A 13,245-nucleotide genomic window follows, 5' to 3' on the forward strand; every position below is an offset into this window, starting at 1 on the left:
GGCGTGAAGGTCGCCGTCCAGGTAATCCCTCCGTCGCTGCTGCTCACCGCCGTCAAGGTGCCGTTGGCAACGGTCAGGTCGGCGTTGGTGAAACCGCTCACCGCCTCGCTGAAGGTGATGGTCACCAGCGAGGTATCACCGATTTTCACCGCGTTGTCCGCCACCACGATGGTCGCGGTCGGCCGTACGGTGTCGAGGGTGAAGTTGGCCGAGCTGGTGGTGCCTGAGCCCGCGTTGCCGGCCAGGTCGGTGATGCCGGTATTGTCCAGGATGATCAGGTTAGTGGCGTCCCGGGTACCGACGTTCGGGCTGAAGGTAGCCGTCCAGGTCACGCCGCCATCGGCACTGCTCACGGCACTGAGCGTGCCATTGGGCACACTCAGGTCGCTGTTGGTGAAGCCGGTCACCGCCTCACTGAAGGTGATCGTCACCAGTGATGTTTCACCGGCTGTCAGCGCCGAATCAGCAACCACAATGGTCGCGGTCGGCCGTTGGCTGTCGACGGTGTAGTTGTTGGAGTCGGTCGTGCCGCCGCCGGCGTTGCCGGCCAAATCGGCAACGCCGGTGTTATCCAGGGTGATCACATTGCTGGTATCGGTGATACCGGCCGCCGGGGTGAGCGTCGCGGTCCAGGTGATGCCACCATCACTGCTGCTCACCGCGCTCAATGTGCCATTGGCAATCGTCAGGTCGGCATTGGTAAAGCCGGTGACCGCCTCGGAGAATGTCACCGTCACCAGCGACGTCTGGCCGATACCCAGGGCGGTGTCCGTCACCACGATAGTTGCGGTTGGGCGCTGGGTATCGATGGCGTAGTTGTTGGAGCTGGTGGTACCACTGCCGGCATTGCCCGAAAGGTTGCGTACGCCGCTGTTGTCGAGGGTGATCAGGTTGGTCGCGTCGGTTATGGCGCTGCTCGGCGTGAAGGTCGCCGTCCAGGTGATCCCCCCATCGCTGCTGCTCACCGCCGTCAAGGTGCCGTTGGCAATCGTCAGGTCGGCATTGGTGAAACCTGTCACCGCCTCGCTGAACGTGATCGTCACCGCAGAGGTTTCGCCAATTTTCAAAGCGCTGTCCGCAACAACGATGGTCGCCGTGGGCAGCACGGTGTCGACCGTGTAGTTGGCCGAACTGGTGGTGCCCGAGCCCGCGTTGCCGGCCAGGTCGGCGACACCGGCGTTGGCCAGGGTAATGACGTTGGTGGCATCGCTGACACCGACCGTCGGCGTGAGGGTAGCGGTCCAGGTGATACCGCCGTCGCTGCTGCTCACCGCCGTCAAGGTGCCGTTGGCGATGGTCAGGTCAGCGTTGGTAAAACCGCTCACGGCCTCACTGAATGTGATGGTCACCATTGTGGTTTCACCGGCGCTCAGCACGGGGTCGGCGATGACGATGGTCGCCGTCGGCCGCTGGGTGTCGATAGCGAAGTTATTGGAGTCTGTCGTGCCGGTGCCGGTGTTGCCGCTCTGGTCGCTGTAGCCGGTATTGTCCAGGGTGATGTGGTTGGCGGCGTTGGTGGTACTCGCCGACGGGGTGAACGTTGCGGTCCAGGTGATCCCACCGTCACTGCTGCTCACCGCACTCAGCGTGCCGTTGGCGATAGTCAGGTCGGCATTGGTGAAACCCGTGACGGCTTCGCTGAAGGTCACTGTAACCAGCGAAGTCTGGCCAATCGCCAATATCGGGTTGGCGACCACTATCGTGGCCGTCGGGCGCTGGGTGTCGATCGCCACGTTATTGGAGTTGGTCGTGCCGCTGCCGGCGTTGCCTGCCAGATCCTGCACGCCCGTCTTGTCCAGCGTGATGTGGTTGGTCGGGCTGGTGATACTGGCTGTCGGGGTGAAAGTGGCGGTCCAGGTCACACCGCCGTCACTGCTGGAGACAGCGCTCAAGGTGCCATTGGTGATCGTCAGGTCGGCGTTGGTGAAACCGCTCACCGCCTCACTGAAGGTAATCGTCACCAGGGAGGTCTGACCGATAGCCAGGGTAGTGTTGGAAAACACAATGGTCGCATTCGGCCGCAGCGTGTCGACGGCATACGCGTTGGAACTGGTGGTGCCACTGCCGGCGTTGCCTGCCAGGTCGGCGACCCCGGTATTACTCAAGGTAATCACGTCACCGCTATGGCTAACCCCAGCGCTTGGCGTCAGGGTGGCGGTCCAAGTGATGCCGCCATCGCTGCTGCTCACCGCGCTCAGCGTGCCGTCGGCGACGACCAGGTCGGCGTTGGTAAAGCCGGAGACGGCTTCGCTGAAAGTGATGGTCACAAGAGAAGTGCCACCGATGTTCAGCGCTGGGTTAGACACCACAATGCTTGCGGTGGGGCGCACGGTGTCGACGCTGTAGTTATTGGACGTGGTGACGCCGGTGCCGGTATTGGTCGAGGCGTCGGTGTAAAGCGTGTTGTCCAGGGTAATGACGTTGGCACCACTGGTGATCCCGCCCGTCGGTGTCAGGGTCGCTGTCCAGTGGATGTTATCGCTGGTGGCCAGGTTGCTCAGGGTGCCGTTGGAGGCCGTCATGTCGGCCAGGCTGAAGCCGGAGACCGCTTCGCTGAAGGTGATGTTCACCACGGAGGTGCCGCCGATATTCAAACCCGTGCTGGCTACCGCAACCGTGGCGGTCGGCCGTACCGTATCGACGGTGTAGTTATTGGAGGTAGAAGTCCCGCTGCCCGCCAGGCCATTCGACACGCCGGTGACACCGGTATTATCCAGGACGATATGGTTGGTCGCGCTGGTCACGCTCGAATTTGGGGTGAACGTCGCCGTCCAGGTGACGCCGCCATCACTGGAACTGACAGCGCTCAAGGTGCCGTTCGACACGGTCAGGTCGGCGTTAGTGAACCCGTTGACCGCCTGGCTGAAGGTAATGGTCACCAACGAAGTGCTGCCAATGTGCTGGGCCGTGGTGGTGACGACAATGGTTGCTGATGGCGTGGGTGAGTAGGCGGTGTTCAGGGTGCCGCCATCGTTGAAGATATTGTTTACGGCCGCCACGGAAGCGCCCGTGGCACCTCCGCCTGCCGCCTGGCCGCCGGAGCCACTGCCACCAACGTTGCCGCTCAGGGCCGCAAAGTTGGCGGCGGTCATCAACAGCGTGCCTTTGTTCCAGATTGCGCCGACGCCTTTGCCGGCCGCACCGCCCGGGTCAGCACTGCCACCACTCCCACCACCGCCGCCGCCACCACCACCGGCCGCGATGTTATTGGAAATCACCGAAGTGCCGACAACGGTCAGGGTACCGCTGGTGGCGTTGTAGATACCGCCACTGGCCGAGGCACCGGCACGACCCGGCCTGTCCCATCCAGAGCCGCCACCACCGCCACCGATACTGATAGTGCCGTTGTTCGCCGTGCCGCCGCTCCCACCGTTACTGTAGCCACCGACGCCTACAGCACCGGCCCCCCCTACGTTGCTGCCACCCTTGCCGCCCATATAGGTGGGGCTATAGGAGCCGCCCGTGCCACCGGTGTTGGCGCTACCGGAGGTCCCGGCGTATACCCCCGTACCAGTGCCGGCGATACCGCCGTGGCCTCCGACCTGCCCACCAAGCGCACCGCCGCCACCGCCTCCACCACCGACCGGGCCACCGGCATAAGGCGCGGTCACCCCGCCACCGCCACCGCCACCCGAGGCGGCATTACTGGTCACCGTGACATTATTCAAGGTCAGGTTACCGAAGTTGACGATACCGCCGCCCATCGCAGCTGTGCCGTCGACACCTGCCTGCGCGCCATTCCCGACCGCCAGCCCTTGGGTGATGACCAGGCCATCGAGTGTCGCGGTCACCCCATTATTAACTCTCAGCACCTGGGTCTTGTACTGCCCGCTGAGGGTAACGTCCGCCACGCCGTCGTGGTTCAAATCACCCGCAACCGTGACATTCTTCGTGATCACCAGTTGAGAGTTCAGGTTAACCGTCATGCTTGAGTTGAACGTCACGGTATCGCCCGTCACCGAATCGCTCAGGGCTTGGCGCAATGAACCGGCGCCACTGTCGCCGTTGTTGGTCACCGTAATCGTGGCCAAGCCGTATTGGTACGCCGACATCGCCTGGTACGACAACGCGGTGTGGCTCTCGATGGAGCCCGTGGCAATTTCCAGCGTCCAGTCGCCGCCCCCGCCGGTGCGGTTGGTGGATGCGGCAATATCCCGGCCCGTCAATTGCGCGAGTGAGTCGACAAAGTTCAGCCCCTGGGTGCCCTGCGCCGTGTTGCAGGCATAGATCAGGATGTCGCCACCCACATTCATGTCCTGGCCGATCTGCGCCAACACTTCGCTGCGAGCCGCAACGTTGTCGGCCGACAGATAGGTACTGCCCAGCCACAGATCACCGGTGTTGCCGTGAGCGATAATCTGCACCGAACTCACGCCCTGATGGCTGCCCAGGTAATCGGCCATCTGCTGCAGGCCGTCCTTGCTCGCATCCAGTTGCACGACCTGAGTGCCGGGGGCAGCCCCCTTGAGCAGGTCGGCGGAGTCCTTGACCCGGGCGTCGACGAACACCACGGTCTGCCCCGGTACCGCCACGGGTGCCGGTGTCGCCGGCGCATCGGTTTGGCCATGGGTGTCTTTACTGACGGAGGCATGTTCGGCCGTCGGTGCCTTGGCCGCCGCATCGGCGGTGGCGTGGCTGTCAGCCTGGGCGGCATCGGCCACGGTGGCCGCGACCGCACCGTCAAACAACATGCGCGGCTCCAGGAACATGATCATCGGCGTCGCCAGGGTGTTGGCGCCTGTCGTTGCCTGCCGTGCCTTACCTTTGCTCCACCACATGTTGCTCACCCGCTTGTCGAATGCAGATACCCGCTATGAAAAAACCGCGATCAATTGATCACGGCATCGGCTTTGGTGCGAATCACATTGGCGGCGCTCAGGGTCCCATCCCGCCAGAAATCCATATGCGCGAACTGCTCGAAGAGGTCGGGCGGCAGGATCGTACGCCGAGGTTGCAGCGCGACCTTGGGTTTGACCCGGTGCAACCCACTGACGCCCAGCGCTTCGTCGAAGTCCGGTGCGTCGTAGCTGAGGTTGTCGAAGTCATGCTCGAACCACGGCTCGCCGATGAATTCGTAGACCAACCGCATCACGCGCTCCGGCGCCTGGGACAGCAGGTCGTAGTCGACGATCAGCATGGAACCGGCGTTTTCACCGTAGTAAGCCTCCTTGAGGGCCGACCAGGCATAACCCACCAGGCGATTGCGCTGGCCGAGGGTTTCGACGCGGCTGTACACGGTGTTGCGCTCGATATCGTCGTTGAACAGTTTGGTGTTCTCAAACGGATTGGCGCGGTAGAGGCGTTCCAGGCTGTCCATGATCCACGCGACATTGCGCACGCAGGCAATGACCTTGGCCTGGGGGAACAGGTCGTGCAAGGCAGGCATGCGCGCGCACCACTGGCGATTGGTGTCGAACACCACGGGGGTGGAAGGTTTGTCGCCGTAGTAAGCATCAAACAGGCCGCGCAACAGGCGACGGCGGGTGTCCGGATCAATGACCGAGCCAAACTCGCTGCCGGCGCTGCACTGCGCCAGCACGCCATTGAACAGCGTCCCTACGGGGCTGCTCATGCCCGCGCGAAAACGGGGGTTCTGCAGCAGGATCGCAGAAAGTAAGGTCGAGCCGGAACGCGGCAGACCGGAGATAAAGTGATAGCGCAATCCTTTCACCACTTTGTAGGACAAATCCATTTATGCCCGAAGCGTAGCTGAGGATTGCGGTGCTCACTAGTGGTTATTTGCCACTATTTAGACATTTTCTTAATGCCAATTCGCAATTAGCGGCAGCCCTCAGGCTGCGAAGGCTCTGGCCCGCGACACAGGACAAACAGGCGCGCTCTTGCGCCGCCGCCATCCTGGCGCATGAGTTCGCGCCAATCGGCGGGTATCGGGGCGAAATCATCCGGCGGCTCGGCACTGCTGATCAGCCACACGCGGCGGGTATCCGCCGGCAATGCCGACAGGCGGTCGAGATAAATGCGCCCACCGTCCTGGTCCACCAGGGTGCCAAAGCCGTAGGCGGTCGGCCGAGTCGGCGTACCGTCGGCTTTGGGTGGCGTGTAGAGCTGTAGTTGGGCGTCGGTCTGGTCGTAATACACGTAGCTGAGGTACCACAGCATGTCACTGAGAACGATGCGGTCGTCTTCCTGATAGTTACGGTTGACGAACTCCACCGGCACGTTGAATTGGTCATGCTCGTCCACGGTGGCGTTGTTCTTCACCCCCAGCAGTTCCACGCTGACAAACAGCACCAGGAACGCGACGCCCCAACGTGACAGCCGCTTGGGCAAACGGTCGATGGCCAAGGCCACCATGATCGGCAAGCCGAGGGCATACACCGTGAGGTAGCGCTCGATAAAGACCGGGGAAATAAACGACACCGCGTACACCAGCAACAGCGGCAGCAGGAAAAACATCGCCAGCAGGCCCGCCGGCCGATGGGCCTCACGATCACGCCAGGCGGTCGCAACCACGACGCCAATCAGCAACAGCGGAAACAGCCAGAACAACGGTTTCCAGAAATCGATGCCCTCATCCTGGAGCATGAACTGCCAGACCATCGACGGCATGGAGATCAGCGTGACCGGGTCTTCCCAACCGATATCGCCGCCGACCTTGAGCTGTTCAACGTGTTGGGTCAGGTCCAGCAGGTTCGGCAACCAGGGCAGGTACAGCGCCACGATCAGCGTATTGGCGCACCACCACGAAGGGCGCAGGATCAGACGCTGGCCCGGCGCCTGGGACGCGCACAACAGCCCCAGGTAGGACCAATGCACCAGCACACACAAGGCTGTGAAGTAATGGGTATAGAACCCAGCCACCATCAGCAGCACGTAGGCCGCCAGGTAGCGCCTGCGCTCGGGCCGGCGTACCCAGTACACCAGCGCCAGCGTGGCGGCCAGCAGCCACACGGCCAGCAGCGAGTACATGCGCACTTCCTGGCTGTAGCGCACGGCCGTGGGGAACAGCGCCAGCAGCACCCCCGCCAGTATCGCCGCGCGCCGGGTGGACAGTTGCCGCGTCAGCCAGATCCCCAGGCCCACCGCGACCACACCGGGGATTGCACTCATGCCGCGAATCGACCAGATGCCATCGCCAAACAGCCCGATCCACCCGCGCAACATGAAAAAGTACAAGGGCGGGTGCACATCATGGGCCGCGTGAAACCACAGGTCATCGATGGCGTATTCGCTCAGCAACAGGCTCGAGCCTTCGTCGCCCCAGATCGCCGAGGCCGTGAGGCCATAGAAACGCACGGCCATGGCCAGCGCCAGAATCGGCACCCACCATAAACGGCTGAGCCAACCGGCACCTTCCCAAGCCGCCGACAGGCGATTGACTGCGGGAAAAACCCCCACTTTGTTGTCTTGTTCTACCACAGACCGTCGCACCTCAATTCCCCTGACACTGCCCGATTCCCGGGCAAACCCCGCCGTTGCGTCAACATGCGCCACTCTAGGCCAAAAGCCCCCGTTTCGCTCGCGGTTTCGCGACCGCCGGGCGCCGCGCATCAGCGGCGTCTACGCTCTGCGATGACGCCAGATCAATTGGCGTCACACACCCATAGAGCCATAAGCAAGGATGAACGATCCATGGAAGTATTCATCGGCACTATTCAACCGTTCGCGTTTAATTTCGCCCCTAGAGACTGGGCCTTGTGCGCCGGTCAAACCTTGTCCATCAGCCAGTACCAGGCGCTGTTCGCCCTGATCACCACCACGTACGGCGGCGACGGGGTGCAGTCCTTCAAGCTGCCGGATTTGCAGGGGCGCCTGCCCATCGGCCAAGGCAACGGCGCGAACCTGTCGCCGCGAGTCATCGGCGCGTTCGCCGGGGTCGAGAACGTCACCGCCACGCTGGCCAACCTGCCGACCCACACACATGGCACCGCGGCCTTCACTTCCACCACCACCGTGCAACTGACCAGTGTCACCAGCAACCCGGTCACGGTCCCCACTGCCGCCAACGCGTTTATCGGCGCTTCCGGCCCCGGCCCGGGCAGCGCGACGATCTACTCGGACCAACAGGGCGCCAACCCGGTGACGCTCAAAGGCGTCAGTACCACCTTGACCGGCACCATCGACCCCGCCGGCCAAGGCCAGGCCATGGCCACGATGAACCCGTTCCTGGTGATCAACTTCAGCATTGCGCTGAACGGCATCTTTCCGTCCCGCAGCTAAGCCCCTGGCCGAGGCCCACGGGCCTCGGCATTTCTCAAGTGGAGCCGCCTTATGCTGAACCTGATGACCCTCAATCATTTCCAGCCTTTGTTGAACCAGACCAGTGTGCTTTACCTGCCCGATGGTTCTGCATTGCCCATCCAGATCCAACGCCTCACCCACGCCCCCAAGGCCAGCCTGCCTGGCGGCTCACGCACGGCGTTCAGCGTGTTGCTCGAAAGCCTCGTACCGACCGATTTCGTCGACGGCCTCTGCCGCCTGCCACTCGGGGACAGCTGCCTGGAAAACGTGTTCGTATCCCGCGAACCCGCGATGGGCCGCGACACCCAGCGCGGCTATTTCTGCATCGTTTTCAACTGAGACGGGTACCACACCAGGCGCTGCGCGGCGGGCGTCTGTTCTTCCACCTCAAACCCCAGCGCCAGATAATGCTGGCGCGCATGGGGGTTACTCGCCCACACCACCGTCGCCACCGGGCAACACACTTGGGCAGCGGCCTGCTGCACCCCTTGCAACACCGCACGACCAAAGCCTTGCCCACGGGCGGTAGGGACAAAAGCCAGGTACAACACACGGATTTCAGCAGGCCCGAAGTCGGCGCTCAACGCACCGATGGGCGTGGCCAGTTTCTCGATCACATAATGCAGGGCGCCGGGAAAATGCTCGTCCATCCCTCGTTCCTGCACCTGGAACTGCTGGGCAATCACCGCCTCCACCAACGCTTGCTCGCCATCGATCCATTGCAGATCCGCACGCGCCGAACGGTAGAGGCTCTGCAAAAACGGCCCATCGCTGCTGCGTGACGGGCGGACCACCAAGCCCTGCGCCAGGGCGCCATCCTTGTTCAACATCGTTCAACTCCTGTCAGAACCCGCTTTCTCGCACCCCCAACGCTGCCGCCCGACGCCAGGCGACGCCCAGCACCGACTCACTGCGCCCTTGCAACACCACCACACCGCGCAGGGGCTGGCGGGGTGTTTGGATCGGTTGCACGCTTTTCAACCGCGCGCCGTACTGGGCCTGGACCGGCTCCGGGCGCTGGTTTTCATCACGGCGTACGGCGATTGGCCCATGGTGGTCGGAGGTGAGTGCCTCCTGGTCCAGGTAGGCCACGCCATTGGTGTCGATATCGGTCAATTCGACAGGGATAGCGGCATGCATCGGGTCATCGGCGATAAAGCGCCCGGTGGCGCCCGGGGCTACCCGCCACAACTCTGCCTCGGCCAGGTAACCCCGCAGGCGTGCCCCCTCTTCCACCACTTGCGCGAGCGAATCCTTGGGCGACAGCCAACGGCCCACGCTCAATTGCGGCAACACATCGCGCACCGTGCCTGCATGGGGTGCGCGCAACAGCAACCGCTCGCGCTGGGCAGCCAGGCCTCGGTATTCGGCCAGGGCCTGGGACAGACGCTGATCGTTGATCCCGGCATCCGCCGCCGTTTCAGTGCGCCCGGCCTGGCGACGCATCTGCAACTGCAGAATCTCCACTTCACGGCGCACGATGCTTTGTCGCGCTTCCAGATCCGGCGACTCCAACTCGAACAATACCTGGCCTTGGGTGACGGCCTCGCCATCGGCCACCCGTACCTGCTTGACCCGCGCCGCCACGGGCGCATGCAATGCGCTGGCACGTCCGGCTTCGAGCATGGCCGGCAACTCCACGGCGCTGCGCCACGGCACCACCAGCGCCAGCAGCAGCAACAGCAGGCCCAGGCTGCTGAGCAACACCCGGGGGGCATGGGCCTGGGTGCGACGACTCCACCATTCGCGCCACTCCTTGAAGACCGGCAAGCCGATGAACCACACCAGTTCCATCAGCATCAGGAAGATCCCGAGCAGCTTGAAGAACAGGTGATACACCGCCAGCGCAATCCCCAGGAACAGCGCCGCCCGCCACAGCCACGCCAGGTAACCCCACCCCAGCAAGCGTCGTTGCATCGTCGGCGACCACGGCTCCGGCGCCGGCTCGCCATAACCGAACAACAGTTCGCGCAGGCGCCAACGGCACAGTGCAAAAGCGCGGCCCTGCAAGTTATCCACGCCCCACCAGTCACTGATCAAAAAGTAACCATCAAAACGCATGAACGGGTTGAGGTTGATCGCCAACGTGGTCAGCCAAGTCGCGCTGGCCAACATGAACGCCGCCGTGCGCGCCGGACCGTCGGGCAACAACGACCATGCGAGCAGGGCAATGCACGCCAGCAACAACTCGGCCATCACCCCGCCGGCTCCGATCATCAACCGCGCACGGCGATCATTGACCCGCCACGCGTCGCTCACATCGGTGTAGAACATCGGCAGCAACACCATGAACGCCACACCCATGCTCTGCACCCGGCACCCGGCGCGCTTGGCCATGAAGGCATGGCCGAATTCATGGCACAGCTTGGCGAAAAACAACGCCACACCGAATGCCAGGGCGCCGCCGAGGCTGAACAGGTGCGGGAAGGTCGCCAGGAAACGCTGCCAGTCGCGTGCGACCAGAAACACGCCCAAGCCCAGGATGATCGGCAAGCCGTAACGCAACAATCCCGGGCCAAAGCGTGCCAGCCAAGGCCATACACGGTTGAGAAACGCATCCGGGCGCCACAACGGAATGCGGAAAAACAGGTACTGATGCAGCAACACCTGCCACAGGCTGCGCCTTTGCGCGGCCGCTTTATAGAGATAGCTCGCCCGTTGCTGCGGGTCGAAGGCGGCGATCAGGTCATGGGCACGCAAAAAGCTCAGCAGTTCCTCCACTTCGCGACCCTCCAGGGGCAAACCCGGTTCGCGGTTGGCGGCCTGCAGGACTTTTTCCGGATCGCCCAGCGACCAGTGACGCAACAAACGAATCGCGCTGGCGCCAAGTTTGAAATAACGCCCACGTACCGGGTCGGCCAGGGTCCAGCGCGGCGAGCCGTCCAACGCGGCGCCGGCGGCGGACAGTTGCAGGTCTTCGCGCAGCCTGGGCAGGCTCATCAGAGACCCACGCTCTGGCGTAAGCCTGCCAGCGGCCGGCGCAGCAGGTACAGGGCCAGCGGCGCCCGCTCTCCATAGAGTTTCGCGGTACCGCGCAGGCCGATACGGGGCGGCGCATCATCGAATTGCGCATCGAGGCGATAGGCCAACTGCCCACCCGGTGTGGGCTGCGCTTCATAGGCGACCCGTTGCAGGGTCGCGAGGTGACGTTGCAGCGGGTCGCTGTCGAGAAACAGCGCGACCTGGGCATTGGGCGCCAAGGCAATCGCATCACCCACCGCCAATTCAATGCGCAACTCCGCCTGGGCCGGATCGGCGATCTGCAACAGCCGCTCGCCGGTTTGCACCGGTTTACCGGTCCAGCGATCGGCGTCTGCAAATACGGCGATCCCGTCGCGTTCGGCGCGCACTTCGCTGCGTTTGAGCAGCTCACGCGCATAGTCACGTTCAGCACGTTTTTGCTCGACGCGGGCGGCCAGCAGGTCAATCTTCGAGCTGGACTCGGCATCGGCAAAGGCACGCTGGGAATTGGCCTTGAGCTCCGCCTCGGCCACGCCCAGCGCACGCGCGGCCACATCGGCCTGGGCCGTCAGCGTGGTGCTTTCAAAGCGCAGCAACAGGTCGCCGGTTTTCACCGTCTGGTTAGGTTTGACCAGAAACTCCGCGATCACCCCATCCAGCGGCGCCGCGACGACTTGCCCGGCCAGCGGCACCACTTCGGCGGGCGCCAGCACCGACTGATGTACCGGGATCAGCAGCGTCAGCAGCAACGCCACCACCGCCGCTATCTGGCGTTTGCGGGTCAGGCGCAAGCGCCACGGCTGGCGCGGTTGCAACGCATGCCAGGCATGGCTGCAAGTGTCGCCCAGTTGCGCCAGCAATACTTGCTCGGCCGGGCTCCACGGCGTGTCCCGCGCCAACCACAGGCCGCCGAACACTCGGCCCTGGGGGTCAACCAACGGTAGCCAGAACACATGCCCGGCCGACAGGCCCTGCCAATCGGCTTGCACCGCACCACTCAATTGCTCAGCCGGCACCACCCGTGCGGTTTGGCTCATCGCCAGCTTGTGCAACTGCGCCACCGCTTGTTCGACAAAAGCCACAAACGGCGCGTTGGGGTCGACGCTGCTCACCGCCGTCACCGCCCGCACCTTACCGGCGATCAACAGGGCGGCATGGCGATAGCCAAACAGTGGTTGGCCATCGTTGACCAGGCTGTAGGCCAGTTGCTCGGTGGTACGCGCCGCACGAATCTGACGCTCAAGATCGAGAAACTGCGCAAACACGCGCTCGGCGTGGCCCGCCAGCGGTGCGTTCATTGCAATTGCGCAAAGCGGGCAGTACCGCTCATGCCTGCCAGCAGCCCGGAAGCGTTCGGCAAGGTGGCGACCAGCAGCAGTGTCTGGCTGCCTTCATCAATACGAGCACCCAGGCGCTTGACCGTGGCCGTGAATGCCTGACCGGTTTCGTCGGGAGTGAAATTGAAGGTTTGCCCGGGCTTGAGTTTGCCCATCCAGCGCGACGGCACCCGCAGGTGGATTTCCAGGCTGTGGTTATCGACGATCTCCAGCAACGGCGCCCCGGCCGATACGCTTTCGTAACGCTGGACCTTGCGCTGCACCACTTGGCCGTCATACGGCGCCAGCACGCTGCAGCGTTTGACCTGTACTTGATAAACCTGGGTTTGAGCCTGGGTCTCGGTGAGTTTGGCTTCGGCGCGGGCCACTTCAAAACGCCCGACGGAGTTGAGTGCCGCCAGTTGTTTGTTGTGGGCAAGCTCCTCACCGGCGCCACGGCTGGCGGCCTGGGCGGCATTGAGCTGGGCCTGGTAGGCCGAGCAGTCGAAGCGTGCCAGAGTGTCGCCCTTCTTGAACGATTCGCCCTCGCTGAAGGGCAACTCGACGATCCGCCCCGACAGCTCGCTGGCCAGCATTGCCTGGTCGCGGGCACGCAACACGCCACGCGCCTCGTCGGCGCCGGTCGCCGCCGCAGGGGGGTGATCCAGCAACGGGTCGTCCGCCATGGCCAGTTGCGTCAGGCCCATCAGACATGAAACTCCAAACACCCAACTACGTAACGGCTCCATGCGGTAACTACTCCCTG

The 13,245-nt window shown here is 63.5% G+C and carries 9 protein-coding genes; 2 read left to right on the forward strand and 7 right to left on the reverse strand.

Annotated elements, in window-relative coordinates; genetic code table 11:
* The 3 genes from ACQRBT_RS08420 to ACQRBT_RS08430 form a co-directional block, all read right to left on the reverse strand.
* On the reverse strand, window positions 1-4,778 hold a 4,778-nt coding region (locus ACQRBT_RS08420), incomplete at its 3' end, for an Ig-like domain-containing protein (protein WP_427851671.1).
* Window positions 4,779-4,828: 50 nt separating this feature from the next.
* Window positions 4,829-5,692, reverse strand: coding sequence for a sulfotransferase family protein (locus tag ACQRBT_RS08425; RefSeq protein ID WP_060755491.1), 864 nt, complete (start codon window positions 5,690-5,692; stop codon window positions 4,829-4,831).
* A gap of 86 nt (window positions 5,693-5,778) precedes the next feature.
* A complete protein-coding gene (locus tag ACQRBT_RS08430) occupies window positions 5,779-7,392 on the reverse strand; it encodes a glycosyltransferase family 39 protein (RefSeq protein WP_412047456.1) in 1,614 nt (537 codons plus the stop codon).
* Between the two features lie 201 nt (window positions 7,393-7,593).
* On the opposite strand from ACQRBT_RS08430, the gene ACQRBT_RS08435 reads away from it, so the two are divergent.
* Window positions 7,594-8,181 carry a phage tail protein gene (locus ACQRBT_RS08435; RefSeq protein ID WP_090367650.1) on the forward strand — a complete coding sequence of 196 codons (588 nt, stop codon included), beginning with the start codon at window positions 7,594-7,596 and terminating at the stop codon, window positions 8,179-8,181.
* A 51-nt stretch (window positions 8,182-8,232) separates the two neighbouring features.
* The gene (locus ACQRBT_RS08440; protein ID WP_060755488.1) at window positions 8,233-8,541 is read left to right on the forward strand and encodes a hypothetical protein; all 309 of its coding nucleotides are present in this window, start codon (window positions 8,233-8,235) and stop codon (window positions 8,539-8,541) included.
* Here the strand turns inward: ACQRBT_RS08440 and ACQRBT_RS08445 are convergent.
* Genes ACQRBT_RS08445 through ACQRBT_RS08460 form a run of 4 tightly spaced genes read right to left on the reverse strand, consistent with a single transcriptional unit; the run spans window position 8,517 to window position 13,228 of the window.
* Window positions 8,517-9,032: a GNAT family N-acetyltransferase gene (locus ACQRBT_RS08445; RefSeq protein WP_060755487.1), complete on the reverse strand. Its 516-nt coding sequence runs from the start codon at window positions 9,030-9,032 to the stop codon at window positions 8,517-8,519. The genes ACQRBT_RS08440 and ACQRBT_RS08445 overlap by 25 nt on opposite strands.
* A gap of 13 nt (window positions 9,033-9,045) precedes the next feature.
* Window positions 9,046-11,142, reverse strand: a complete 2,097-nt coding sequence (locus tag ACQRBT_RS08450) for an HlyD family efflux transporter periplasmic adaptor subunit (protein ID WP_412047455.1) — start codon at window positions 11,140-11,142, stop codon at window positions 9,046-9,048.
* The gene (locus ACQRBT_RS08455; protein ID WP_412047454.1) at window positions 11,142-12,461 is read right to left on the reverse strand and encodes an efflux RND transporter periplasmic adaptor subunit; all 1,320 of its coding nucleotides are present in this window, start codon (window positions 12,459-12,461) and stop codon (window positions 11,142-11,144) included. The genes ACQRBT_RS08450 and ACQRBT_RS08455 overlap by 1 nt, the downstream gene beginning before the upstream one ends.
* Complete coding sequence (locus tag ACQRBT_RS08460) at window positions 12,458-13,228, reverse strand: efflux RND transporter periplasmic adaptor subunit (RefSeq protein WP_104995139.1); 771 nt, start codon at window positions 13,226-13,228, stop codon at window positions 12,458-12,460. The genes ACQRBT_RS08455 and ACQRBT_RS08460 overlap by 4 nt, the downstream gene beginning before the upstream one ends.
* Window positions 13,229-13,245 lie beyond the last annotated feature (17 nt).

The organism is Pseudomonas sp. R19M (assembly GCF_050312585.1).
In the GTDB taxonomy this organism is placed as follows: Bacteria; Pseudomonadota; Gammaproteobacteria; order Pseudomonadales; family Pseudomonadaceae; genus Aquipseudomonas; species Aquipseudomonas palleroniana.